The 20,114-nt window shown below is 70.7% G+C and carries 18 protein-coding genes and 1 pseudogene; 12 read left to right on the plus strand and 7 right to left on the minus strand.

What is annotated here, in order from left to right:
* Positions 1 to 16: 16 nt before the first annotated feature.
* From ATL45_RS23750 to ATL45_RS23775, 6 genes are all read left to right on the plus strand, one after another.
* Positions 17 to 610, plus strand: a complete 594-nt coding sequence (locus ATL45_RS23750) for a hypothetical protein (protein ID WP_093153764.1) — start codon at positions 17 to 19, stop codon at positions 608 to 610.
* 153 nt (positions 611 to 763) lie between these two features.
* Entirely contained in the window at positions 764 to 2,053 is a 1,290-nt protein-coding gene (locus ATL45_RS23755; protein WP_093154220.1) for a YrhB domain-containing protein, read from the plus strand.
* Positions 2,050 to 2,271 carry a hypothetical protein gene (locus ATL45_RS23760; protein ID WP_093153767.1) on the plus strand — a complete coding sequence of 74 codons (222 nt, stop codon included), beginning with the start codon at positions 2,050 to 2,052 and terminating at the stop codon, positions 2,269 to 2,271. The genes ATL45_RS23755 and ATL45_RS23760 overlap by 4 nt, the downstream gene beginning before the upstream one ends.
* Complete coding sequence (locus ATL45_RS23765) at positions 2,268 to 3,353, plus strand: sensor histidine kinase (protein WP_093153770.1); 1,086 nt, start codon at positions 2,268 to 2,270, stop codon at positions 3,351 to 3,353. Before ATL45_RS23760 ends, ATL45_RS23765 begins: the two co-directional genes overlap by 4 nt.
* A 227-nt stretch (positions 3,354 to 3,580) precedes the next feature.
* Positions 3,581 to 4,258 (plus strand): helix-turn-helix transcriptional regulator, encoded by a 678-nt coding sequence (locus ATL45_RS23770; protein ID WP_093153772.1) that lies wholly within the window; start codon positions 3,581 to 3,583, stop codon positions 4,256 to 4,258.
* 410 nt (positions 4,259 to 4,668) lie between these two features.
* Positions 4,669 to 6,045 carry an amino acid permease gene (locus tag ATL45_RS23775; RefSeq protein ID WP_093154223.1) on the plus strand — a complete coding sequence of 459 codons (1,377 nt, stop codon included), beginning with the start codon at positions 4,669 to 4,671 and terminating at the stop codon, positions 6,043 to 6,045.
* 57 nt (positions 6,046 to 6,102) lie between these two features.
* Here the strand turns inward: ATL45_RS23775 and ATL45_RS23780 are convergent, their stop codons facing one another.
* Together ATL45_RS23780 and ATL45_RS23785 are read right to left on the minus strand one after the other, a co-directional pair.
* Positions 6,103 to 6,510 (minus strand): CAP domain-containing protein, encoded by a 408-nt coding sequence (locus tag ATL45_RS23780; RefSeq protein ID WP_093153775.1) that lies wholly within the window; start codon positions 6,508 to 6,510, stop codon positions 6,103 to 6,105.
* 155 nt (positions 6,511 to 6,665) lie between these two features.
* A complete protein-coding gene (locus tag ATL45_RS23785) occupies positions 6,666 to 6,986 on the minus strand; it encodes a helix-turn-helix domain-containing protein (RefSeq protein WP_093153777.1) in 321 nt (106 codons plus the stop codon).
* A 192-nt stretch (positions 6,987 to 7,178) separates the two neighbouring features.
* On the opposite strand from ATL45_RS23785, the pseudogene ATL45_RS23790 reads away from it, so the two are divergent.
* The 5 genes and pseudogenes from ATL45_RS23790 to ATL45_RS23810 form a co-directional block, all read left to right on the plus strand.
* Positions 7,179 to 7,800, plus strand: a pseudogene (locus tag ATL45_RS23790) (SPFH domain-containing protein); the annotation flags it as partial.
* Positions 7,801 to 8,200: 400 nt separating this feature from the next.
* The gene (locus tag ATL45_RS23795) at positions 8,201 to 9,175 is read left to right on the plus strand and encodes an alpha/beta hydrolase (protein ID WP_093153780.1); all 975 of its coding nucleotides are present in this window, start codon (positions 8,201 to 8,203) and stop codon (positions 9,173 to 9,175) included.
* Between the two features lie 136 nt (positions 9,176 to 9,311).
* Entirely contained in the window at positions 9,312 to 9,593 is a 282-nt protein-coding gene (locus tag ATL45_RS23800) for a DUF6895 family protein (protein ID WP_246025508.1), read from the plus strand.
* Positions 9,590 to 10,621 (plus strand): serine hydrolase domain-containing protein, encoded by a 1,032-nt coding sequence (locus tag ATL45_RS23805; RefSeq protein ID WP_093153783.1) that lies wholly within the window; start codon positions 9,590 to 9,592, stop codon positions 10,619 to 10,621. Before ATL45_RS23800 ends, ATL45_RS23805 begins: the two co-directional genes overlap by 4 nt.
* 123 nt (positions 10,622 to 10,744) lie before the next feature.
* On the plus strand, positions 10,745 to 11,203 hold the full coding sequence (locus ATL45_RS23810) for an SRPBCC domain-containing protein (RefSeq protein WP_211841271.1): 459 nt from the start codon (positions 10,745 to 10,747) through the stop codon (positions 11,201 to 11,203).
* A gap of 104 nt (positions 11,204 to 11,307) precedes the next feature.
* Here ATL45_RS23810 and ATL45_RS23815 read toward each other — a convergent pair whose 3' ends face one another.
* From ATL45_RS23815 to ATL45_RS23830, 4 genes are all read right to left on the minus strand, one after another.
* Complete coding sequence (locus tag ATL45_RS23815; RefSeq protein ID WP_093153785.1) at positions 11,308 to 12,192, minus strand: alpha/beta fold hydrolase; 885 nt, start codon at positions 12,190 to 12,192, stop codon at positions 11,308 to 11,310.
* Entirely contained in the window at positions 12,193 to 12,570 is a 378-nt protein-coding gene (locus tag ATL45_RS23820; RefSeq protein WP_093153788.1) for a VOC family protein, read from the minus strand.
* 11 nt (positions 12,571 to 12,581) lie between these two features.
* Positions 12,582 to 13,478 (minus strand): Vgb family protein, encoded by an 897-nt coding sequence (locus tag ATL45_RS23825; protein WP_093153790.1) that lies wholly within the window; start codon positions 13,476 to 13,478, stop codon positions 12,582 to 12,584.
* A 445-nt stretch (positions 13,479 to 13,923) separates the two neighbouring features.
* Positions 13,924 to 14,436 (minus strand): DinB family protein, encoded by a 513-nt coding sequence (locus ATL45_RS23830; protein ID WP_093153793.1) that lies wholly within the window; start codon positions 14,434 to 14,436, stop codon positions 13,924 to 13,926.
* Positions 14,437 to 15,472: 1,036 nt separating this feature from the next.
* Here ATL45_RS23830 and asnB point away from each other — a divergent pair.
* Positions 15,473 to 17,314 carry an asparagine synthase (glutamine-hydrolyzing) gene (gene asnB / locus ATL45_RS23835; RefSeq protein ID WP_093153796.1) on the plus strand — a complete coding sequence of 614 codons (1,842 nt, stop codon included), beginning with the start codon at positions 15,473 to 15,475 and terminating at the stop codon, positions 17,312 to 17,314.
* 88 nt (positions 17,315 to 17,402) lie between these two features.
* Here the strand turns inward: asnB and ATL45_RS23840 are convergent, their stop codons facing one another.
* A complete protein-coding gene (locus tag ATL45_RS23840; protein ID WP_093153798.1) occupies positions 17,403 to 20,102 on the minus strand; it encodes an ATP-binding protein in 2,700 nt (899 codons plus the stop codon).
* Between the last annotated feature and the right edge of the window lie 12 nt (positions 20,103 to 20,114).

A 20,114-nucleotide genomic window follows, 5' to 3' on the forward strand; every position in this document is an offset into this window, starting at 1 on the left:
CGAAGGGCGGTGCACGATGGAAACGTGGCGCGGTGTCGTGAACGGCATCTTCGAAGGAGTCAGGCCCGGCGCGGCGCTCGATGACGCGACAGCGGCCCGGATCGCCCGCGCGCTCGTCCGCGAACCGCTGGGATACCTGGCAGTCGAGGACGAGTACGCGGCGCTGGAGGACGCGATCCGACCGGGCACCGGCTTGGCCGAGGTGGTGCCGGTACCGCACGGCGAGGCCGCCGCGCGCGAGTTCCTGACCGCCGTCCGCAACGAGATGGACGCGCAGCGTCCCTGGCCCGAGCCGGCCTTGCGCAGGTTGCACCCGGCGGGATGGCGGGACTTCCCGGACACTCCGGTCGCGCGCGTCGGCATGTCCTACGCGCACCTGGGGATGCTGATCGGGGAGGTGTTCCGGTCCCCCGACGAGCAGGAGGCGCGCCAGGTCCTGGTGCTGCGGCTGGCTTCGGGAGCGGAACTGGCCTTCGTCGCGCCCTGGTGGCGGGGGAGCGACGACGTCGCAGTGCTGCTGCGCGGTTCGGGGCACGCGCCGCGTGACGCGGTGGCCGAACTCGTCCGGGCCACGGATCTCCGACCGGCGGACGTCACGTCGCTGGGATGAACCGGGGCGCGCGGTGGTGGGGGATTTCCCGTGCGCGGCGGTCGAGCGGGTCCCGGGGCGGCGCCGGTGGCCCACACTGCGAGTGGCTGCCGCCGCTGGCCGAACAGACCCAGAGAGCTCCGAACTGCCGGACGAGCATTGACCGAGGTGACGATGAGCGACGATCTCTCCCGCCGGGCCGCCGACTGGCTGGACCGCACCTACGGGGGCCTGGTCACCCTCACCGGCGGTCAACCCTTGGTCGACGGCGAGCGGATCCAGCTGTTCGGCTGCGACTACGCCGGTGGCTCCGCCGAGCCGCTGCTGGCGGCCACGATCGCGGTGCCCAAGGACGGCGGCCAGCCGTTCCCGGTCGCCAACGCCGATCCGCTGGACGAGGAGGTCAACCTGGCCGGGTCGACGAACTCCGCCCAGCCGTGGCGCTGGCGGGTCAACGCGCGCAGCTGCCTGGTCGCGACGGACGCCGCGGTGGACCGCCGTCCGGCCTCGGCGCTGCCGTGGGCGCCGCTGGACGAGGCACCCGGCTGGTGGGACCGGATGCTGGCCGCGCACTTCCCGAGCGCGGAGGTGTCCACCTGCTCGACCTGGGCGGACGTGACGTCGATGCTGCTGGAGGGCGGACCGGGCACGCGCACCGCGGTGTGGCTGCGCAGGCAGCTTTCCGGGACGGAGATCACCGGCCACCTGCTGTACGCGCTCCACGACGCCGACCGGGCCGTCTTCCTGGACGGGCAGCGGGGTTCGCTGGCGCGGCTGGACGACGACGAGATCGGGCAGCTGGTGGTGGCCCGCTTCCACCGCCCCGTCGCGGACGGCACCGAAGTGCTCCGGGCGCCTTGGGAAACGGCCGCACCGGACCTGGAATCCGCGCTGGCCAAGGCGAACAGCTGGCTGGAGCACACCTACCCGGATCCGGTCGTCGTCGTGCGGCCGGACGCGGCGGACGAGACCGAACGCGGTTGGCTGTTCGCCTGCACCACCCGGCGCTTCCAGGAGACCGGTGACTGGCGGGACCAGATGCTCGACGCCGCCCTGGTGGTTCCGAAAGCGGCGGGCGAGGCGCCGTTCGGGCTGCCGAACAACGATCCGTGGAGTTACCTGACCGGCTGGGACGCGCGGCAGGACGGCCTCCCCGAACCCCCGGCACCCGCAGCCGCGGCGTGGTTCAAGCCCACGATGAGCGAACTCGGCCGACCGCTGAGCAGCACCGCCCACCAGAGCTGGGGCGAGACGCTGACCGAGCTCGCCGGCACGCCGAAGGGCTCGAAGTCGCTGGTGTGGGTCCGCCGCAGGGATTTCCGCGGCCGGGAATCGGTGGGCAACCTGCTGGTCGCGGTCAACGAGGGCGGCGAGGTGCGGCTCATCGACTCGCTGGCCGAGAAGGGGCAGCCCTCCTTCGACCAGGACCCGCTGGCCCTGCACGTCATCCGCTACGGCTCGTGACCGGACGGCACGGCCCGCACTCCCGGGGCTCGACGGCTTCCGCCGCGAACCGCACGCCCGAAGACGGGGCTCCGGTGATCATGTTGACGTCGGTTGCCGAGGAGGACCGGTTGCGCGAGAAGGTCGAGGACGACCCGTCGCAGCCCGAGCTGTTGATGACCGCGCGGGACGCCTGCCACCGGTTCGATCCGCCCGGTTGCACCGGTGATCCGGGGTGAGCCCGTCGCTGATCCTGCTGATCGCGGTGTGCGAATCGGTGGGCGTGGGACTCGTCGGCGCGGTGGTGCTGCGCCTGCTCCGGCGGTGCCCGGTCGGGAACTCGCTGATCGCGGTCATCGTGATCACCGCGTGCGGGACCAACGTGAGCACCATCGCCGTCGTCCTCGTCACGCAGTCCGTCGAAGTGCCGGTGGCGGTGACGCTGCTGGCCAACCTCGTCGCCGGTGCGGTCTCGCTCGGCATCGGCCTGCTGCTCGCCCGGTCGGTGCTGCGGGGCAGCAGGCGGCCGGCCGACGCGACCCGCGTGCGGTTCCGGCTGCCGGACGACCCGCCGAGCGCGGAGTCCGCCGAGCTGGCGCGGGAGCTGCGGATCACCAGCGACGAGCTGGCGGAGTCCAGGCGGCGCGAACGGGCGGTCGAGCAGTCCCGGCGCAAGCTGGTCACGTGGATCACGCACGACCTGCGCGGCCCGCTGGCGAGGTTGCGGGCCCTGTTGGAGTCCATTGAGGACGGTGATCCGGGCGCCCACATCGCGAAGCTGCGCGCGGACACCGAGCGCCTGACCGGGATGGTGGACGACCTCGTCCAGCTCTCCCAGATCGAGACCGGGGCGTTGCGCCTGAACCCTCGTCAGGTGGTCCTCGACGACCTGATCAGCGACGAGGTGGCCGGACTCGCCGTGCTGGCCGCTGACCGCGGGATCCGGTTGCGCGCCAGGAAGGTCGAGCCGGTCACCGTCGTGGTGGACGACCGGTCCATGACCCGCGTGTTCAACAACCTGCTGGGCAACGCGATCCGCTGCAGCCCGGAGCGGTCCACGGTCGCGGTGGACGTCCGCGCGGTGGACGGCTGGGCGGTGGTGTCGGTGACCGACGAGTGCGGCGGAATCCCGCCGCAGGATCTCGCTTCGGTCTTCGACATGGGATGGCGCGGTCACCGGCCGGACACCGGGGTGGACCAGGGCGGCGGTTTCGGGCTGACCATCGTGCACGGGCTGGTGCAGGCGCACGGAGGGCACGTGTCGGTGCACAACGTGCCGGGCGGTTGTTGTTTCGACGTCCGGCTGCCGCTGCTGCGCTGAACCGCCACGGCTGCCGGGAGGCGGCCTCTGCTGGCAAGGCCCTCAAACCTCAGGCCCGATGAGGGGATTCCCGCGAGCGCGCGGCAAAACCGCGGTTGACCGACCCGGCGTTGGAAACTCGAGTCATGTGGTTCGCGCGTTGCGCCGTTGGAAGCGCCGGGGAGGAACGGGTGATCGGGCGTCGCGCCAACCAGCACGCTCACAACGCAGGTCGGAGGAAGAGCGCGATGAACGAGGCCGAATCGGCAACGCACTCGGTGAACCCGGCTGCGCGGGCGCCCGGCGAGCAGGTGCGCGTCGCGGTGTGGGCCGCCGATCCCATCACCTCGACCGGGTTGGCGGAGATGCTGCTGGGCACCGCCGAAGTGTTCGTCGCAGTCGATCCGTTCCCCGCCGACGTCGACGTGCTCGTCTTCGCCGCGGACCGCGTGAGCCCGGAGGTCCTGGCCCGCATCAGCAGGGCGGCCGCCGAATCGGCCGCGCCTGCGGTGCTGGTGACCAGGCAGCTGGACCGGGCCGTTCTGCTGCGGTTGGTCGAGTGCCGCGTGGTCGCGGTGCTGCACCGCGGCGCGGTCACCAGCGAGCGCCTGGTCGGCGCGATCCGCGACGCCGCCGAGCGCGGCGGGGCGCTGCCGAACGACCTGCTGGGAGAGCTGCTGCGGCAGGTGGAGGACCTGCACCGGGACGTCCTGGAACCGCGCGGTCCGAACTCCACCGGTTTCGTGGCCCGGGAGATCGACGTCCTGCGGCTGCTGGCGGAGGGCTGGGACACCGAGGAGATCGGCAAGGAGCTCTGCTACTCGGAGCGCACCGTGAAGAACGTCATCTACGCGATGATGAGCCGGTTCAACCTGCGCAACCGGGCGCAGCTGGTGGCCCACGGCGTGCGAACCGGGGTGATCTGAGCGTTCCGGGGGAACGCTCGCCGATGCTCGCCGGACGGGGCGGTCTCGTCGAACTTCGTCGTGCTCGAAGTGGTGCTGCCAGGTGTGTCGCCCGCGGGTGCTCATCCGAGCGGCGACGCCGGTTCGCGATTCCTCTGTGTACTCCCGGAACTGCCCGTAAATCCCGATCTGGTTCCCGATGTGTTGACCGGCCCCGGTGCCGACTCGAAGCTTGGCCAGTCGTCCGCCGATCGGCGGAGACGAACCGAGAGATCGCCCGCGCGCAACACCCGCGCGATGATGAACACGGGAACGAGTGAAGAACTTTGACTGACAGAACCCTTCAGGGCGAGAGCGCATCCGCGCCGCCGCGGCACGTCGACGTCGGCGACGCCGGGTACAGCAAGTCCCTGAAAGCCAGGCACATCAACATGATCGCGATAGGTGGCGCGATCGGTACCGGTCTCTTCCTGGGTGCGGGTGGGCGCTTGGCGCAGGCCGGTCCGGCGCTGGCCATCGCGTACGCGGTCTGCGGTGTGTTCGCGTTCTTCGTGGTGCGCGCGCTGGGTGAACTCATCCTGCACCGGCCGTCGTCGGGTGCCTTCGTGTCCTACGCGCGGGAGTTCATGGGGGAGAAGGGCGCTTTCGTCGCCGGGTGGATGTACTTCCTGAACTGGGCGACCACCGGCATCGCCGACATCACCGCGATCGCGCTGTACGCGCACTACTGGAGCCTGTTCACCCCCGTCCCGCAGTGGGTTCTGGCGTTGGTGGCGCTGGTGGCGGTGCTCCTGCTGAACCTGGTGTCGGTGAAGCTGTTCGGCGAGATGGAGTTCTGGTTCGCGATCATCAAGGTCGGCGCGCTGGTGGCGTTCATGTTCGTGGGCATCGGGCTGCTGGTGATGGGCACGCCGATCGGCGGAACGGTGCCCAGTCCGGCGCTGCTGCTCGACCAGGGCGGTGTGCTGCCCAACGGTCTGGTCCCGCTGGTCCTGGTGATCCAGGGAGTGGTCTTCGCCTACGCCGCGGTCGAGCTGGTCGGCGTGGCCGCGGGGGAGACGGAGGACCCGGCGCGGGTCATGCCCAAGGCGATCAACTCGATCATGTGGCGGATCGGCATCTTCTACGTCGGTTCGGTCGTCCTGCTGTCGATGCTGCTGCCGTGGCACCAGTACGAGAAGGGCCAGAGCCCGTTCGTCACGGTCCTGTCCGAGCTCGGCATCCCGGCGGCGGGCGACGTGATGAACCTGGTGGTGCTCACCGCCGCGATGTCGAGCCTCAACTCGGGGCTCTACTCCACCGGCCGCATCCTGCGGTCGATGGCGGCGGCCGGTTCGGCGCCGGGGTTCACCGGCCTGATGAACCGCAATCAGGTGCCCTACGGCGGGATCCTGCTCACCGCGGCGGTCTGCGTGCTGGGCGTGGGCCTGAACTACGTGGTGCCCGCCGCCGCGTTCGAGATCGTGCTGAACTTCGCCGCCATCGCCATCATCACCACCTGGAGCATGATCATGCTCTGCCACCTGCTGTTCGTCCGCAAGGCCAACAGCGGCGAGGTGGTGCGGCCGGGGTACCGGCTGCCCGGCTCGCCGGTGACCCAGATCGCCACCATCGCGTTCCTGCTGTCCGTGGTGGTCCTGATGTGGTTCGACGTCCCGGCCGGGCGGGTGACGCTGATGTGCGTCCCGCTGCTCGCAGCCGCCTTGGTGATCGGCTGGTTCAGCGTCCGCAAGCGAGTGGACGCGGTGATGGGGACCGGACAGCGGCATGCCGGCCGGCAGAACCGCCCGAAGGCGGACAACACGTGAGAGCCGCGATCAGCGGGCCGGTCCGACCCGGCCTGCTGATCGCCGTCGCAGCGCCCCTCAGTAGCCGAAGTTCTGCGTCCACCACGGGCCGGTGGCGTCGATGTGCAGGCCTACGCCGATGAACCGGAAGTCCGCGTTCAGGATGTTCGCGCGGTGCGGGATGCTGTGCATCCAGGCCCGCACCACCGCGGCGGGTGTCTCCTGCCCGGCCGCGATGTTCTCTCCGCCGGGTTCTTCGAAGCCCGCGGCCAGCATCCGCTCGTAGGGCGACGGGCCGCGCGTCGCCTGGTGCGCGAAGAAACCGCGCCGCGCCATGTCGGCGCTGTGCCAGCGCGCGGCGCGCCGCAACCGCTCGTCCACGCGCAGCGGGCCGAGACGCCGCTTCGCCCGCTCCGCGTTTACCAGTCGCACGACCTTGTCCTCGGTCTGGGTCCGCACCAGATCGCGGCTGGAACCGACAACCATTCTTCCGAGCCTCCCGAACTCCACCGGCCAGCACCAGCTTCGCCCACGTGGCGCGCGGAACGAGTCGACCGGGACGAGAAGTGGGCGAACGGGCAGTGCGCGGCGACTTTCGTGCAGGAGCGGCGCGATGCCCGCTCCGCTTCGAATGCCTGACCTCAGGCCGACTGGACCGCACCGGTCCGGGCGGCGAGGCCGGAATCGAGAAGATCCACATCGGACAGATCGCCACTGTGCATCTCGATCACGCGTCGGAGCGTGGTCCGGTCCTCGCACGACACCGCGCGGCCCCGCACGACCGCGGCGGAGGCCATCAACTCGGCCGCCGACAGCGGTTTGCCGTCGTCCAGGTGGTCGAGCACCTTCGCGGTCTGCTCGTCGCTCAGGGCCGAGCCCAGGTGGAAGAGGACCTGCTCCAGGTCGTCGCTGGAGCCCTGCGAGTCGTCCGGGGCGAAGACGCCCCAATCCGTGGCGGACATGCAACCTCCGTGCGTCGGACTGCTACCGCCGCCCAAGCTCTCACGGCCGCGCCCGACGAACGGGCACCGAAGCCACGCGATGCCCGGAGGACCCCGCGATCCTGCACGTCGGTCTCCCCGACGGCGGCGTCCCTTGTGGACATGTGCGCCTGCGGTTCGATGAGCCCGGCCCGGATCGCGAAGCGGCCGAGTTCCAGGGACAACCTGGTGGTCGGGATCGACACGGTGCTGTACTTCCAGGTGACCGACCCGCGCGCCGCCGCCTGCGAGATCGCCAACTACCTCAACGCCGGTGAGCACCTCACCGTCACCACGCTGCGCAAGGTCGTGGGCTCGATGGACCTCGAACGCACGCTCACCTCCCGCGAGACCATCAACAGCCAGCTGCGCGGTGTGCTCGACGATGCGACCGGCAAGTGGGGTATGCGGGTGAACCGGGTGGAGATCAAGGCGATCGATCCCCGCAGACCATCAAAGACGCGATGGAGAAGCAGATGCGGGCCGAGCGGGACAAGCGTGCGGTGATCCTGGGAGCGGAGCGCCAGCGCCAGTCCCAGATCCTGACCGCAGAGGGCGACAAGCAGGCCGCCGTGCTCCGCGCCGAGGGGAACCGGTCCGCCGAGATCCTCCGGGCCGTGGGGCAGTCGCGAGCCATTGACCAGGTGTTCCAGGCCGTTCACCGCAACGACCCGGACCCCAAGCTGCTGGCCTACCAGTACTTCCAGGGCTGCCGCAGCTCGCCCAAGGGCCTGGCAGCACGTTCTGGGTGATCCCGGGAGAGGGCACCGCGGCGTTGCAGAGCGTGTCGCGGGCGTTCACCGAAGCCCTGCCGAAGTCCGCCGCGACCCGCGCGACGCCGCCCGACGGGGTCTCCGCGCGGGCCGCCGAGGACGCCGAGCAGGCGGCCCGCGCCGCCGCCGATGCCGTCGCGGACGCGGTGCGGACCACCGACGACGTTCACCACATCCCTGCGCAGGGGCCGGATGCGTGATCTGTGGGCGAGTGTTCGGAGATCACGCACGCCCGATCGAACGCATGACCGCTTTCCGCTCTCGAAGCCGTGATCCCGTGGTCTGCGCGGGGCCTTCGAGGCACAGCGCAGGAGCGTGCCTGCGAGTTGCGCTCTGCGGTCGGTGTTTCACGATTGAAGGGCTTGCCCGTTTTCAGGGCGACCACCAGCAGCGGCCGTCGAGGTCGCTCGACATGGAGGCGACATGTCCGAGATCCCGCCACCGATCACCCCGTACCTCGAACCCGCGGCGAAGGAGCTGGCCGAGGCGACCGATCCGCATCCGCGGATCTACGAGGTCCCACCGGAGCAGGGCCGCGAGATCCTCGTCGGCCTGCAAAGCGATGCCAGCGTGCCCCGCCCGGACGTCGACGAGGAGTGGGTCAACGTGGACACCGGGGAGTGGGGCACCGTGCGCACCCGCATCATCAAGCCCAAGGGCGCGAGCGGGCCGCTGCCGGTGGTGTTCTACATCCACGGCGCCGGTTGGGTCTTCGGCGACGAGACGACCCACGACCGCCTCTTCCGCGAACTGGCGGTCGGCGCGGACGCCGCGGGCGTGTTCCCCGTCTACGACCGGGCTCCCGAGGCGAAGTACCCGACCCAGGTGGAGCAGAACTACGCCGTGGGCCAGTGGGTCCTGCGGCACGGCGCGGATCACGGCCTGGACACCTCGCGCATCGCCGTCACCGGTGAGTCGGTCGGCGGCTGCATGTCGGCGGTGTTCGCGCTGATGAACAAGGAGCGCGGTGGGATCGACCTCAAGGCCCAGGTGCTGCTGTACCCGGTGACCAACGCCGACTTCGAGACCCCTTCCTACGTGCAGTTCGCCGAGGGCTACTACCTCACCCGCGAGGGCATGAAGTGGTTCTGGGACGCCTACACCACCGATCACGCGCAGCGCGCCGAGGTGTACGCATCGCCGCTCCAGGCGTCCCTGGAGCAGCTCAGCGGACTGCCCACCACTCTGGTCATCACCGACGAGGCCGACGTGCTGCGGGATGAGGGGGAGCAGTACGCCAACAGGCTGCGCGAGGCCGGTGTGGACGTCACCTCGGTCCGCGTGGCCGGGATGGTCCACGACTTCCTCCTCCTGGACAGCCTGCGCGACACCCGCGCCGCCAACGTCGCTCGCACGCTCGCTGTCGACGCCCTGCGGAGGGCGTTGCACGGCAGCTGAGGCAGCCGCGCCTTCACGACGCGAGGACGGCTCGAACCACATCCGTTTGGCCGCTCGGTCACGGGCTCCTGCCTGGTGTGCGGAATGCCAAAGAGCCCGTTGATCTGCGCTTTCACGCAGTTCAACGGGCTCCGGCATGTCGCTGCTCGCCCTACGCCTGGAGCGCCGGCAATGGGACCTGCTCGGCGAGCTGCTGGCCACCGATGCCTGCCTGCCACGGCCCGCGCTGGACAGCGCGAACTGGGGCCCGCTGGCTGCCGCGCAGGCGCCCGACGGCGCCCTGCCCGCCGTCGGGGACATGCCGACCGGCGATGCCGGGGAAGTGTTCGAGCTGGTCTACCACCCGACCCTGGTCGCGGCCTTCGCCACCACGCTGGCGACCTCCCGCGCGTTCACCGCTCTGGTGACCACTCCGTGACCGCCCAGCCCACCACCGCGCTCGCCGAGCGTCTCCAGCAGGCCGCCGATCTCATCGACGCTCCCGACGTGGTGTTCGCCTGTTCCGAGCACGGCCACCGGGCCGTCGCCACCACCGGCACCGCGCCCACCGACCGGCCACGGCAGCACCTGCACTACGAGATCGGCTCGGCTTCCAAGACCTTCCTCGGGCTGCTGCTGGCCGACCTGGCCACCGCCGGAGTCCTCGACCTCGACACCCCGGTCCGGGACTGCCTGCCCACCCCACCGGTTCGGCAGCGCGTCAGCGCGGAGATCACTCTGCGGCACCTGATCACGCACACCTCGGGACTGCCCAGCATTCCGCGCCAACCGGCCTTCTACCGACACCTCATCTCCGGCGGGTACAGCAACCCCTACGCCGCCTTCACCCGCCAGCGGCTGCTGGCAGCCTTCCACCGGCACGGCAGCCGCGCCCGGCCCGGAACCTGCTGGCGCTACTCGAATTTCGCCACCGCCGTCCTCGCCCAGGCCCTGACCCACGTGACCGGCACCGCCTACGCGGACCTGCTCACCCACCGCGTCCTGCACCCGATGCGGCTGCGACAGACCCGCCTGGCACCCGGGCCGCCCGGCACCGACGCCGAAGGACACCGCCGCAACGGCACCACCCCAGCGCCCCCGATCCAGCTGGGCGCGGTCGAGTCCGCAGGCGCCGTCCGCGCTGCTCCCGGCGACCTGCTCACCTACCTCGAAGCCCATCTCACGCCCGAATCCTCACCCCTGCGCAAGGCGTTGTACGCCGTGCGCACCACGCACCCGGTGTCACGGCCACGCCACGCTCCCGGCCGCTCGCTGACCTGGTTCCTCGATCACACCTCTCACGGCCCGGTCTACTTCCACGGTGGCGCCACGTTCGGCCAGATCGCCTACCTCGGCTTCCGGCCCGGCACCCGGACCGCCCTGGTCACCTTGGCCACCCGTCGTCACGACCGCCGCAACACCCTGATCAACACCGCGCACGCTCTGCTCACCAGCACACCGGACTAGACCTGCGGCGAAACCCGCACGCGCGACCTCTGGACGACGACTGGTCCTGCGCGAAGGCCGATCGCGGGCAGGAGAGCTCGCCGGGTCGGGAATAGCTAGGCTGCGCGTCGGGGTTGTCCCGGCATGATCCACGGAACGTTCTCCGTCGAGCGTGATTTCGCGGCCCCGGTCGAGCGGGTGTGGGCCGGGTACGCCGATCCGGAAATCCGGTCGCGATGGCACCTGCTCCCCGGTCGCGACAGCAGGCACGAGCTCGACTTCCGGGTCGGCGGGAGCGAGTCGCTCACCGGCTCGTTCGCGCCGATGGGCAAGGTCGAGCAGATCGCCAACGTCGCGCGGTTCCACGACATCGTCGAGGGCGAGCGGATCGTGGCGTCCTACGAGGCGGTGGTCAACGGTGTCCTGCGCTGGGTCTCGCTGCTCACCCTGGAGTTCGCCGCCACCGCCACCGGCACCCTGCTCACCCACACCGAGCAGTACGCCTTCCTCGCCTGGACCGGCGACGGCGCCGACGACGTCGCCCACCTCAAGGGCAGCATCCCGTTGCGCCTCAACGCACTTGCCAGTCTCGTCGAGCCGTGACGCGGGCACCGTTCGGGCGTGAACCTGTCGTGGCGCCGCGACCCTTGGCGGAGGGTCGCGGCGCTGTGCTCCACAGGTTCCTGGTATCGGGCGCGTGTCCGGCGTCAGGCAGCCGGGGCCAGATCGCGGATGATCGCGGCCAGTTCGGCGGGGCGCGTCATCGGCACGTTGTGGTCGCCCGTGATCTCGATCAGCTCGCGGTCGGGCGCCGCCGCGACCACCGCACCGACGTCGTCGCGGCGCTGGGCGTAGAAGCCCTGATCCGGCAGCACGAACGTGATCGGGCACGCGATGCGGTCGTACACGTCCACGCTCGGGTAGTGCTCCGCGCCGGGATCGGGAGCGCTGACGGTGGCGATCTCCTCGGTGGTCGGGCGGCGTTCGCAGAGCCCGTCCGCGAGCGGCAGGAAGGCACGGCGCATGACTTCGCGCACCAGCTGCGGGCGGGAACCGGCGTTGAGCCAGTCGGTTTCGCTCTCCCGTACGCACTGCTCGACGTAGTCGTGCATCTGCTGTTCGTCGGCCCGCCAGCCGTAGCGGAACATCTCGCGCAGCCGTTCGCCCGCCTCGGGCCCTTGCCACTGGGCCTGGGCGAGCGCCGCCGTGCAGCGGTCGTCGAGCACCACACCGTCCACCACGCACAACGCGGCCGCTTCCACCAGCCCGGCCGCGGTCGCCGCGGTCACGGCGTACCCGCCCGTGGAGTGGCCCACCAGCACCGGGCGCTCCCACGCCAGGGCTGCCACGACGTCGCCGAGGTCACGCCAGTACTGCTCGGGCGTGCTCGACCCGACCGCGCTCTGACCGTGCCCGCGCAGGTCGACCGCCACCAGGCGGCAGTGATCGACCAGATGGGCCGCCACGTCGCGCCACACCGCGGCGTTGTGACCGCTGCCGTGGACCAGCAGCACGTTCGTGCCCCGGCCGCCGAAATCCAGTCCCGACAGCACGCCGCCGCTGACGGGCACCTCCATCTGCTTCGCTGACATCTACAGGTACGGCCTCGTGATCAGTTCGAGGGCGTGGCCGGCCGGGTCCATGAAGTAGACGCCACGGCCGCCGTGCCCGTAGTTGATCTCGCCCGGGCGGGTCTGCTGGGGATCGGCCCAGTGCTCGACGTCCCTGCTCCGCAGCAGCGCGTAGGCCCGGTCGAAGTGTTCGTCGTCGACCAGGAAAGCGTAGTGCTGCATCTGGATCTCATCGACCGGAGGCTCGGCGAACTGCAGCATCACGCCCTGGTCGAGCAGGATGTTGGTGAACGGTCCCCAGGACGGCGCCTCGGCGGCTTCCAGGACGTCCCGGTAGAACGCCGCCGATTCGTTGCGGTCCTTGGAGACGATGATGGTGTGGTTGAAGGTTGCTGGCATGGTTCTCCTGTTCAGTGATCGTGGGTGATGCGGGCGACCGAGCCGATTTCCAGCGCTGTCCACGCGGCGCCGTCCGGCCCGATCGCGATGCCGTGCGGTTCCGAGCCGGCCGTGGGCAGGTCGTACTCGGCGATGTGGCCGTCGGGCGTGATGCGGCCGACGCGGTTGGCGCCCCACTGGGTGAACCAGCAGTCGCCGGAGGGCGCTGCGGTGATGGCGTGGGGTTTGGCGCCCGGGGCGGCCAGCGGGAACTCCCGGAGGGTGCCGTCGACTTCGAGCCGCCCGACCTTGCCCGCCGCGATCCCGACGAACCACAGCGCGCCGTCGCTGCCGCAGGTGATGCCCACCGGCGCGGTGCCCCCGGGCAGCGAGTGGAGCGCCACCTCGCCGTCGAGGTCGATGCGGCCGATCGCGTCGGCCTGGTTGAGGGTGAACCACAGGGCTCCGTCGGGCCCCGGGGTGATGAACGACGGGAACGCACCCGCCACGGGCAGCGCGAAGTGGCTGATGTCGCCGTGGACCGTGATGCGGCCGATCCGGTCGGTGCTCATCTCGGTGAACCACATCGCCCCGTCGGGACCCGCGCAGATGCCGAACGGGTTGGCTGCGAGGTCGGGCAGCGCGAACTCGGTGAGCTCACCGCCGGTGGTGATGCGGCCGATGTGGCCGTCGGAGCGGGCGAACCACAGCGCACCGTCCGGGCCCCGGGTGATGACGGTCGGCCGGCACGACGCCGACCCCGCCGAGTACCGGCTGACCTGGCCGTCGAGGGTGAGCCGGGCGATCTCGCCGCTCTGGGCGAAGGTGAGCCACAGCGCGTCGTCCGGGCCTGCCGCGATGCCGTAGGGGCCTTCCTCCGCCCCGGCGACGGAGAATTCGCGGATGCCGGGATGAGTGGTCTTCTGCATGCAGTTCCTTTCCTGCGCCGGCGCACCGGGCGTGCTGCGGCACGCGCACAGCCGGGCGCGGCGACGGGTTGCTTCGAGGGGGAGGGCGCAGCGGTCGGCTCGGACGTCCGGTCAGCGCGCGCAGCCGGCCGCTGCCGGGCAGAACGTGCGGGAACGTGCCTTCATCGCCCACAGCAGGGCGGAGGAGGAGAATCCGATGTGGACCGCGTTGTGGGGAGCCGAAACGGCTCCGGCGTCGCTCAGGTGGTCTTGAGACGTGGACGCATAGCGGTCTCCTCGGTAACGGTGCCTCCATGCCGACGCCGTCCACTCGACGCCGTCACGCGACACTGGTCAAAGATCTACCACGGACGCCGGGAAGGGAGCAACCTCTTTTCCCGGCGGCAGGTGGGCGGCTCGCTGGTATGAGCAAGCCCGGCCGGAGGTGACGCACCCGGGCGGCGAGTCACCGAGCCGCGGTGGTGGGCGGGACCGGGTGCTTGATCTGCTCGCGGAGGATGTCGCCGTGGCCGGCGTGGCGAGCGAAGTCCTCCGCGAGCAGCAGGTAGATGAAGCGCAGGTTGACCTCGCCGAGGTCGGGGTGCGTCGTGGTGTCGTCGAGGTCGAAACCGGCGGCGATCGCGCGGGATCGTTCGCTCGCTCGCTCGAACTCGGCGATCACCTCGGGCAGGGTCTCGTCGTCGGCGACGCGGAAGCTGGGATCGCGCGGCGTCGTGCCGCCATCGCATTCGCTCTTCGGCACGCCCGCCAGGACGTGCTGGAACCAGATCCGCTCGGCGACCGCGGCGTGCTTGAGCAGTCCGATCGGCGTGGTCGCGGACGCGACGAGGCGGCGCCGGGCTTCCGCTTCGGAGAGCCCGCGCACCGTGTTGATCAGCTCGGCCCGGTTGCGGTCGAGCGTGCTTTCGAGCAACAGGCGTTCAGCGCCGGTGGTGGTCCGAGGTATCGACCAGGTCATCGTCGTCTCGATTCTGCTCGTAGGTGTGGAACTGCCTGCGTGCTGGGGGTTTTGGTTCGCCAGCGGCGTGCCGACGTCCTCGCCTGCCTGCCGCAGGCGGGGACGTCGTCGAGTTCGCCGATCCTGCCGCTCGCTGAGTGGGCGGTTGACGGCTTCGATTCGCAAGATCTGCGCGTCGCGGGGGCCGGGGACTCGCCGGACTGCTACCTCGCGCGCAGGCGTTGTCGACACCGTAGCCCAAGGTGGGTGCGGGGTCGAGGCTGACGCGCGGAACGGAAGGAAAACCGCGCATTTCGCTACCTGATGCCTGATGAGCGGCAGTCGAATTGGCTGCGGGGTGAATTGTTGGGCGGTGCGCCCGATTTCTGAATCCGCCGTTGACATCACCACGACATCGGGACTTCGGTGCAGTGCCGTTCAGCGTTCGGTGCAGTGCGGGCGCGGTTCGGCTATCCGGTGTACTGGACGGAGCGGCCAATGGGCTCTCCTCGTGGTGCTCCCGGCGCTCTTCACGGAAAGTCCTTGCATTTGGGTGGTTTTCGCCAGGGTGTCGAGGCATGACGTCCTCCCGCCGAGCCGGTATTTCCCAGTTTTGCGAATGGTCGGTGGCCGGACCTGGGTCGCAGTTGCGCTGCTGGGTGCGTTGCCACCCGAGGTCCTTCGTTTGGCGTTCGACAAATCCGCTCTCCTGTTGTTAGCTTGAGATCGCTCGGGGCGACAGCCCGAACGGCCCCTGGCCATCAGAGCGAAGTGTCGATTCCGACTCCTGCAACGACATTCGAGTGAACGCGGGGCGAGCGCTGCTGCTCGCCTCCCGCCGCGTGCTTCGAGCTTCCCATTCCTTCGAAAGCCATCCGCGCCCAGTCGACCCGGCCTGAGCGGGCCGACGGGAAACGAACGTGGAAGAACCGAGTTCGCGGGTCCGGATCGCGGAACCGGTGTTCGGCCGAGCACCACGTCCAGGAAATCGCTGTGCGTCCTGCGGGTTCCGCCGGGCGCGGCACCGTCCGATGCACCAGCGAGAGGGGACATTGCAGTGTGCGGGATAACCGGCTGGGTTTCCTACGGAGCCGACCTCGTCGGCCAGCGGCACGTCATCGACGAGATGACGGCGACCATGGCCTGCCGGGGGCCGGACGAGACCGGTACCTGGGTGCGCCGCGACGTCGCGCTCGGGCACCGCAGGCTCGCCATCATCGACCTCCCCGGCGGCACCCAGCCGATGGAGGTCGAGACGCCGGGCGGATCGGTCGTCTTGGTCTACAGCGGGGAGACCTACAACTTCACCGAGCTGCGCGCCGAACTCGGCGGTCGAGGGCACCGCTTCCGCACCGACAGCGACACCGAGGTGGTGCTGCGCGGCTACCTGGAGTGGGGCGAAGGGCTGGCCGAGCGGCTCAACGGGATGTACGCGTTCGCGATCTGGGACGAGCGCGAGCGGAAGCTGGTGATGATCCGCGATCGCATGGGGGTCAAGCCCTTCTACTACTTCCCGACCCCGGACGGCGTGCTGTTCGGTTCCGAGCCGAAGGCGATCCTGGCCAATCCGCTGGTGCCGCGGGTCGTGGACTCCACCGGGCTGCGCGAGCTGATGGCCTTCACCAAGGCGCCCGGCTGGTCGCTGTGGAAGGACATGCACGAGGTCGAGCCCGGGACCGTGGTCCGGGTGGACGCAGGCGGGATCCGCACCGCGGTGTACTGGACGCTGGAAACCCGGCCGCACACCGACGACCGGGAGACCACCATCGAGACGGTGCGCGAGTTGCTGGTCGACACCGTCGACCGCCAGCTCGTCGCGGACGTGCCCCGCTGCGTGCTGCTCTCCGGCGGTCTGGACTCCAGCGCGATCACCGGCATGGCCGCGGCGCGGCTGGCCGAGCAGGGCGAGCAGCTGCGGACGTTCTCGGTGGACTTCTCGGGCCAGGAGGAGAACTTCCAGCCGGACGAGCTGCGCGACGCCCCGGACGCGCCGTTCGTCCGGGACGTGGCCAAGCTGGTCGGCTCGGCGCACCAGGACGTCGTGCTGGACCCGGCCGACCTCACCGATCCCGCCGTGCGCCGCGCGGCCGTGCGCGCCAAGGACATACCCACCGGCCTGGGCGACATGGACATCTCGCTGTACCTGCTGTTCAAGGCCATCCGGGCCGAGTCCACGGTCGCGCTGTCGGGTGAGTCCGCCGACGAGGTGTTCGGCGGCTACCGGTGGTTCCACGACGATTCGGCGCACAACACGACGACCTTCCCGTGGCTGGCGTTCCAGAACGCGGTCAGCACCGACCGGACGGCGTTCCTGCGCCCGGACGTCCGCGATCACCTCGACGTGCCGGCCTACATCGGTGACGAGTACGCGGCCGCCGTCGCCCGGATCGACCACCTGGACGGCGAGAGCGCCGAGGAACGCCGGATGCGCACGGTGTGCAACCTGCACCTGACCCGCTTCGTCCGGGTCCTCCTCGACCGCAAGGACCGCATCTCGATGGCGGTGGGCCTCGAAGTGCGGGTCCCGTTCTGCGATCACCGGATCGTCGAGTACGTCTACAACACGCCGTGGTCGATGAAGACCTTCGACGGCAAGGAGAAGAGCCTGCTGCGCCGCGCGGCCGAGCACGTGCTCCCGCCGTCGGTCGTGGGCCGGGTCAAGAGCCCGTACCCGTCGACCCAGGACCCCGGGTACGCGGCGGCGATGCAAGCGCAGGCCCGGGAGCTGCACGCCGAGTCCGCGCACCCGGTCTTCGAGCTGATCGATCGCGGCTGGTTGCGCCGGACGGTCGAGATGGACCCGGCCGCGATGCCGGGACCGACCCGGCACAGCCTGGACCGGATGCTGGACCTGTACCACTGGTTCGAGATCCACAATCCGCAGATCCAGCTGAGCTGACGACCGGTGTGGCGGCTGTGCGGTGGACGACGCCGTCCACCACACAGCCGACCGGGAAGTCGAACGCTTCGCTCAGCGGGCGGCTCGATCACGTGCTGCCGAGGCTGACCGAGGTCGTCTCCTGATCCGGCGTCCGGCTCTGGAGCACGCGGGCCAGTTCGTTCCGGGATGTGATGCCGAGCTTCGGGTACGCCTTGTAGAGGTGGTAGCCGACGGTCCTCGGGCTGAGGAAGAGCTGCGCGCCGATGTCCCGGTTGCTCAGCCCTTCCGAGGCCAGTCGCACTACTTGCAGTTCCTGCGGCGTCAACGTGCCCAGCAGGTCAGGTGCCTGAGCGAGCTGCGTTTCACCCGTCGCGCGCAGCTCGGCCCGCGCCCGCTTCGCCCACGGCTCGGCACCGAGCCGTTCGAACTCCTCGGCGGCCGATCGCAGCAGCGGGCGGGCGTCGATGCGGCGCCGCTGCCTGCGCAGCCATTCCCCGTACAGCAGCTCGGTGCGCGCGAGCTCGAACGGTCGCCCGCCCGCCTGCCGCCCGAGGTGCACCGCTTCGGCGTACCGGTGCTCGGCCTCATCGGCCGGACCCAGCAGGGCCAGGCAGCGCTGCGCGATTCCGCGCGCCCACGGCTGCTCGACGAGCTCGGCCCAGCGCACGTAGCGCTCCACGGGCCCGTGCACGTGCCTTCCCAAGCGGGCGGCCGCTTCGACCAGGTCGGGCACCGCGGACAGCGCGTCCATCCGGTTCGCTCCGTCGACCAGGGTGCTCAACCGGTCCCAGACCGCCTCGTGCCTGCCGAGGCCGAGGTCCAGCAGACCGAGGGCGCAGGCCGCGCGCACGTAGCTGTGTCCCACTCCCGGACGCCGTGCTTCGGCGGCCAGATCCGCACAGCGCTGCTCGTCGCCGTCCATCGCGGCGAGGTGGGCGAGCACGGTCGAGGCATGGGCGACGGCTTGGCGCTGGCCGATGTCCTTCGCGATGCGCAGCGCCTCCGCGCCGCTGGCCAGCGCATCGTGCCGCTGCCCCTGGTGGAGCTGCGTGCGGGCGAGCACGCCGAGCACGTGGAGCAGCGAGCCGACCGCGCCTCGGGAACGGGTCTCCCGCTCGGCGGTCAGGGACCAGTCGTGGGCGGCTCGGTGATCGCCCAGGAGCAGGTGCCACCAGGCGACCTTGAGGCACGGAGCTCCTGCGTCGATCAGTGCGCGCAGTGCCGACACCCCGTCCGCGAGGCCGTCGGGGTGCGGTGCGTTCAAGCCGAGCGCAGCTCTGGCCAGCAGATCGACTTCGTCGCCGCCGAGTGTCCGGACGCGCGCCACAGCATCGAAATCCGCTGCCACCCAGGCGGTTTCGACTGCGGAGAACAGCATTCGGCTCGCGGCGCGTTCGTCGTGCTCGGCGACGGCGGCCGCCTCGTCGACGAGAATCCGGTGCGCTTCCAGCGGCCTGCCACCCTCGTCGGCCAGCGTTGCGTGCAGGGTCTGGCACTCGGCCCACGACTTCGGGTCCTTCAGGTGGACCGCGGCTTCGCTCGCCAGGGCGCTCACGCGTTCGTTCTGGCCTGCCTCGTACGCCGCGTGCGCGGCGGTGAGCAGCCGGGCGCCGCGATCCGCCGGGTCGGGGCTCAGCGCTGCGGCTCGCTCGTAGGCCGCCGCGACCGAGGCGTAGCCGCCGAGCGCGCGATCGGCCTCGCCCGCCTCGACCAGCGCGGCCGCCACCGCCTCGTCCGGCCCGGTGGTCGCCGCCGCCAGGTGCCAGGCGCGCTGGCAGATGTCGTGCCGCCACCCGAACACCTCGGCGAGTTCGGCGTGCACCGCCAGCTTCTCGCCCAGCGTGGCCGACTGGTAGACCGCGGACCGGATCAGCGGGTGCCGGAAGTCCAGCCTGCCGTCGACGTGGCGCACCAGGCGCTGGTGCTCGGCGGCGGCCAGATCCGCGACACCGGCGCCGAACTTCCGCGCGGCCTCGAACACCACGTCCGGCCGGCCGGTGGCTTCCGCGGCCGTGACCAGCAGCAACGTCCGAGTGGCGGTCGGCAGCTCCTCGATCCGGCCGGCGAAGGTCTGCTGGATCCGGCTGTGCGCCGGCAGCGGTGCGGGCTGCGCGGTCGGCCTGCCCGCGCGCTGCGCGGCGGAGTACTCGTGCAGCGCGAGCGGATTACCTCGCGCGTCGTGAGCTATTCGCGCCTGAACGTGGCGGGGGAGATCACCGGCGTGCTCGTCGAGCAGCTGCTGGGCCGCTGCGGCGGGCAGCGGTGTCAAGCGCAGCTCGGCGACGCCGTGCGCGGGGAACGGCGGTGCGTGCAGGTCGCGAGCCGCGAACAGCAGCGCGATGGGCTCGGCTTCCAGCCGGCGCGCGGCGAACAGGAGCGCGTCGTTCGAAGCGTGATCCAGCCAGTGCGCATCGTCCACAATGCACAGGAGCGGCTGTTCCTCGGCCAGTTCGGAGAGCAGCGTCAGCAGCGCCACCCCGACCAGGAACCGGTCGTTGCCCTGCGAAGGGGCGAGCGAGAGCGCCGACCGCAGCGCTGTCGACTGCGGCTCGGGCAGCTCGCCGATGCGGTCGGTCAGGCCGTTGAGCAGCAGGTGCAGCCCGGCGAAGGGGAGAGGCGCCTCGGACTCGATCCCGACCCCGCGGAGCACGCGCATGCCCGCTGCGCTCGCCGCCGCGTGCTCCAGCAGCGCGGACTTGCCGATCCCGGCCTCGCCGCGGACCACGAGAACACCGCTGCGCCCCGCGCGGGCGCCGACGAGCACCCTGTCGACCGCGGCCAGCTCTTCGTCCCGGCCGTGAAGCATTCCACCACCCTA

Origin of the sequence: Saccharopolyspora antimicrobica, from assembly GCF_003635025.1 — a bacterium.
Classification (GTDB): domain Bacteria; phylum Actinomycetota; class Actinomycetes; order Mycobacteriales; family Pseudonocardiaceae; genus Saccharopolyspora; species Saccharopolyspora antimicrobica.

What these genes read in the sequence shown, in the direction of transcription:
- ATL45_RS23750 (WP_093153764.1), top strand. Translation starts at nt 17, where the DNA reads ATGGAAACGTGGCGCGGTGTCGTGAACGGCATCTTCGAAGGAGTCAGG.
- ATL45_RS23755 (WP_093154220.1), top strand. Translation starts at nt 764, where the DNA reads ATGAGCGACGATCTCTCCCGCCGGGCCGCCGACTGGCTGGACCGCACC.
- ATL45_RS23770 (WP_093153772.1), top strand. Translation starts at nt 3,581, where the DNA reads ATGAACGAGGCCGAATCGGCAACGCACTCGGTGAACCCGGCTGCGCGG.
- ATL45_RS23775 (WP_093154223.1), top strand. Translation starts at nt 4,669, where the DNA reads ATGATCGCGATAGGTGGCGCGATCGGTACCGGTCTCTTCCTGGGTGCG.
- ATL45_RS23780 (WP_093153775.1), bottom strand. Translation starts at nt 6,510, where the DNA reads ATGGTTGTCGGTTCCAGCCGCGATCTGGTGCGGACCCAGACCGAGGAC.
- ATL45_RS23785 (WP_093153777.1), bottom strand. Translation starts at nt 6,986, where the DNA reads ATGTCCGCCACGGATTGGGGCGTCTTCGCCCCGGACGACTCGCAGGGC.
- ATL45_RS23795 (WP_093153780.1), top strand. Translation starts at nt 8,201, where the DNA reads ATGTCCGAGATCCCGCCACCGATCACCCCGTACCTCGAACCCGCGGCG.
- ATL45_RS23800 (WP_246025508.1), top strand. Translation starts at nt 9,312, where the DNA reads ATGTCGCTGCTCGCCCTACGCCTGGAGCGCCGGCAATGGGACCTGCTC.
- ATL45_RS23810 (WP_211841271.1), top strand. Translation starts at nt 10,745, where the DNA reads ATGATCCACGGAACGTTCTCCGTCGAGCGTGATTTCGCGGCCCCGGTC.
- ATL45_RS23815 (WP_093153785.1), bottom strand. Translation starts at nt 12,192, where the DNA reads ATGTCAGCGAAGCAGATGGAGGTGCCCGTCAGCGGCGGCGTGCTGTCG.
- ATL45_RS23820 (WP_093153788.1), bottom strand. Translation starts at nt 12,570, where the DNA reads ATGCCAGCAACCTTCAACCACACCATCATCGTCTCCAAGGACCGCAAC.
- ATL45_RS23825 (WP_093153790.1), bottom strand. Translation starts at nt 13,478, where the DNA reads ATGCAGAAGACCACTCATCCCGGCATCCGCGAATTCTCCGTCGCCGGG.
- ATL45_RS23830 (WP_093153793.1), bottom strand. Translation starts at nt 14,436, where the DNA reads ATGACCTGGTCGATACCTCGGACCACCACCGGCGCTGAACGCCTGTTG.
- ATL45_RS23840 (WP_093153798.1), bottom strand. Translation starts at nt 20,102, where the DNA reads ATGCTTCACGGCCGGGACGAAGAGCTGGCCGCGGTCGACAGGGTGCTC.